This is a genomic window from Xanthomonas sp. D-99 (assembly GCF_017746145.1).
GTDB classification, from domain to species: domain Bacteria; phylum Pseudomonadota; class Gammaproteobacteria; order Xanthomonadales; family Xanthomonadaceae; genus Xanthomonas; species Xanthomonas cissicola.
In genome coordinates this window covers 1-3,679 of sequence record NZ_JAGHWU010000117.1, presented here as the reverse complement: position 1 = coordinate 3,679, position 3,679 = coordinate 1, and the positions used below count along the sequence as shown (strand labels likewise).

General features: G+C 49.1%; 2 protein-coding genes. One reads left to right on the top strand and one right to left on the bottom strand.

The features are described from left to right. Window positions 1–3 precede the first annotated feature (3 nt). The gene (locus J7360_RS20950) at window positions 4–399 is read right to left on the bottom strand and encodes an ATP-binding protein (RefSeq protein WP_244667878.1); all 396 of its coding nucleotides are present in this window, start codon (window positions 397–399) and stop codon (window positions 4–6) included. A gap of 376 nt (window positions 400–775) precedes the next feature. Here J7360_RS20950 and xopC point away from each other — a divergent pair, with 376 nt between their 5' ends. After that, window positions 776–3,280, top strand: coding sequence for a type III secretion system effector protein XopC (xopC, locus tag J7360_RS21555; RefSeq protein WP_244667877.1), 2,505 nt, complete (start codon window positions 776–778; stop codon window positions 3,278–3,280). The last annotated feature ends 399 nt before the right edge of the window (window positions 3,281–3,679 follow it).

Here is a 3,679-nt window from a genome sequence, read left to right as displayed (position 1 = left end):
TGTTCAGACCTTCCCTAAAGCAGGGTCATGGATAAACGCATGCCAGTCCTGCACTGGCATCTGGCCAGCCACAATCGTGGCACCAGATCCGACACGGTCATCCAGTAATTCCAGTAGATCTGCACGTCCCCGGCTGCTCAGCGGCGTCAGGCCGAAGTCATCCAAGATCAGTAGGCCGGTCCTGGCGAGTTGATTGCGAAGCTTGGCCAGTGAGCCGTCCGCATGCCCAATCTCCATGTCTTCCAACAGGCGGCCCACGCGCCGGTAGCCTACCGTGATTCCTTGGCGTGCGGCTTGTACGGCCAGGGCACATGCCAGCCACGTCTTTCCAGAGAGAAAATGCCGCCGCGCTGATGGCCTCCATGCGCATCGGCAGGTCTTAATACTCCTGCCAACCATCTTTTTGTTAAGCGCGTCACTGTCCTGCAGAATCGAATATTCGCTCTAAGATAGGCTTTTTCTTTTAAGCGCCTGTCTACTGATGCCGAAAAGCTAAAATATTTGATGTCAATACGATTTAACTTCCTCATTAGTGAAACTGCCATACCAAGGCAATAATTCCCATGCAAAATTATGTTATTTAAATCCGAGCGGGTCCTGAGAAAAAATTCATCAGCTTTTTTGCAACGAGCGCACAAGGGTGCCGGAAAAATAATGATTTAATTTGATGCACCATGAGTCTTTATAGCTCTTTTTGAATGAGGTTAAGCAAATTTTTCGAATTATACAGCCAAGTAATCAGGGGGGATAGGGCAATCAACAGGAGTCAATCTTGATGAAAACAGGTGGTGTAAGTAAGTCTCATGATCTTAGCCAATTTCCTGAAGGAGATTTAAAGCCAAAAAGTTCCATTCCAGTGGGGCGCCATAGCGAAATTCCAAAGGATGCGGCATTGAGCGCTGAACTAAGGGGGCTCCGCTCTCTCGAGCGTAAGCCATCTAAAATTCCAAATTCTAGCAGCGATCTTCAGGCGGTCAATAAAATGATTGCCGAGCATCGCTCGAATGACGTTGGAAAAGGTAAGTTTCTTCTCCCCACCCAAAGCCTAGGGTCTGCAGAGCGTGTAGATTCGCAAAACTACCATTCACGGAATGAATCGGGGAAAGCGCCTTTCTTTTTTAGCGAATTTGCTACTGAGAAGCCATCTTTGCAATCAGTGAAAAGCCTCTCGCAGGGAAAGCAGGACTATTATGCAGTTAGACATGTGGGAAAGCGTGGTCGAGATTTATTCACCGATGAACCAATCGAGGGCGAAAATAGCAAACTCGGCAGACTAAAAACCAGCCCGCTGTTAAGTACTCAGAGTCAGGGAACACGCGCTATTCGAGCTTTCGCGGCTACAGCGACAATCGATAAATCTCGTGGAGAATACGTCGCACGTCTGCATCGCCATGTAGTTGAGGCTTTGGGCGATGAGGGCGGTGTGGTTCATTTGCTAAGGCCGACGCGCGATCACTACGCCGAAGATAGTACATTAAACTTCTTTACGTTTTGCGAACAAACAGAGCTAGCCAGTTCCCTGAACTCCTTAGAAGCTAGTTCAGCTAAGGAGAAGGGCAGAAAACCCATTGTATTTACAGATCACAAGTCCCTCGTGGGTCTCTCAAGAACCTCGCGCACAGAAGCGAGTCCGATCGGCCGTTTGGTACAGCAGCCTTACTTCGTTACATCCGACCTGAAACGCGGCGATAAAGTTGTCATTACCGATGACCACATTCAGGCAGGAGGATCTATGCTGGCAATGGAAGCAGCAGCGAAGGAGGCAGGTGTGGACGTGCTTGCTCTTGCAACGCTGAGCGCTCATCCATTTTCACCGCAACTTACCATGTCCTCCGAGGTTAGCGCTTTTTTAGACGAAACCCTAGCAGCTTGGGATCCTCAAGCAAAGGTTACTGAGCGCCTTGCCGCAATCGGAATGCCGCGTGAGAAGTTAACTAATAGTGAAGCGATGATTTTAATCGCCTACGCAATAGATCCGGCGAGCGATTCGGCAATCTCAAGATTCGAGTCAATTCAAAATAACTTGTTCGAAAGAGCCCATCTCCACAATGTAGGGATAGATCCGGACGCGCCAGATACGCTTGAGAAAATGCAAAAGCTACGTTCCATGCAAGAGATGGCAGGGACGGATTCTGCGCGTCACTTCATAGATGATGCGAAAGTTCTCGAAGGTGAGCATGATTCGCTTATCCCTATTTTGAAAATGAAACCTGCTTCACCTGATGAAATCGTGAAAGAGCTCGATCAAGTTAGTTTGGCGAGCCGTTCCTCAATCCAAGCTTCTGAGGTAAAACAGGTTGTCGTATTGGATTGGGACGACTGTCTGCGTGACGAGAAAGGATTGAATTATAAGCTTATGCATAACGCATTGGCTATCGCAGCAAGGGAGCATGCGTCCACGTTGCCTGAGCTCGGAGATGCCGTAGCGGTCCTGCACAGCAAGTTGAACGATGCAGGACCGGTCGACGATGAAGCGCCATTGCTGATGAAAAATCAAAAAGACTTTTCATCTTACTTGATGGGTAGGCCAAGCATATATAAGCGCCACATAATTGAAGATTTTGTTCGGAAAATGCTCCCAGGAATTTCTGAGCATAAAGCAGCGTCGATAAATAATGCCGTATACTCCAACTTTGTCCGCGAATATAAAAGGCTAGTAAAGCCGGAAATTTCGAAAAAAAATTATAGTCGAGATGTTCCGTTCCCGGATATTGAGCTTTCCCTGCTTCCTGGCGCAAAAGAAATTCTGGAGAAATCACGCAATGCGAATTCTCGCGTCATATTGATCAGTAACCGCGGCCATGGCGATTTGGAAAACGAGATCAATCATCTTGGCATGATGCACTACTTTGACGTGGTGTCCGGCGCGGAAGAAGTCACCCTTGAAAAGTCGCATTTCCCCCCTTCTCAAATGCCTGAAGATTTGCAGAAGCGACTTATCAATTCATTGAATGGCAGTGACGAAGAAGCACTACGGGCTACTCTTTCAGAGACAGCAATTTACGCCCATCCGGATTCCACGACCATTGGACGAATCGACAAAAAACCCGATTCAACGAGATTGGCAGAGAGCCTTGAGCGGCTTTCGGTTCAACCTAATGTGCCGATAACCTCTTACGGCGATCAACCCTCCGATATCAAGCAATTAAAGAATGTTGCGGAGCCAAAGAGCCGTGTACTCAAGGGGGTGATCGTCAACGCGCAGCGTGACGACGTGGGCAGGGAAATTGATGTCGACGGAGTGCCAACCCGTGTTGTCTCTAAAATTACGGAGCTTTAGTTGGGCAGAGGCTCAAAAAATCGTAACGTCGCTAGCCATTGAATGGTGAAGACTAGCAAGACATATGGTCAAATAGCGCATGCCCCCATCTCCAGTGCCGGGGATGGGGGCATATCGGCGTCCCACCGATAAAGGCCATTGCTGCGCGCCCTGCAGGCGCTACCGCTGACCAGCAGTGCTTTGCGGGTTGCATCCGCTTTGCCTGCTTGCGCTGACTTTTGCCGATTCACAAGCGTCCAGCCTAAATGACGCCGCCGTCCAGTTTGACTGATAGCTTCGTCCAGTTTATTTGGTGCCAGCGTCCACTTGCTTGGTTATATGTAGTCAGCACGTGTGCCGTGTTCTTGGCCAGGCCGCGATAGCGGACCTTGGTGTAACCAAACTGGCGCTTGATCACCC

Coding starts and splice junctions, on each gene's coding strand:
- J7360_RS20950 (WP_244667878.1), bottom strand. CDS start 399: ATGGTTGGCAGGAGTATTAAGACCTGCCGATGCGCATGGAGGCCATCA.
- xopC (WP_244667877.1), top strand. CDS start 776: ATGAAAACAGGTGGTGTAAGTAAGTCTCATGATCTTAGCCAATTTCCT.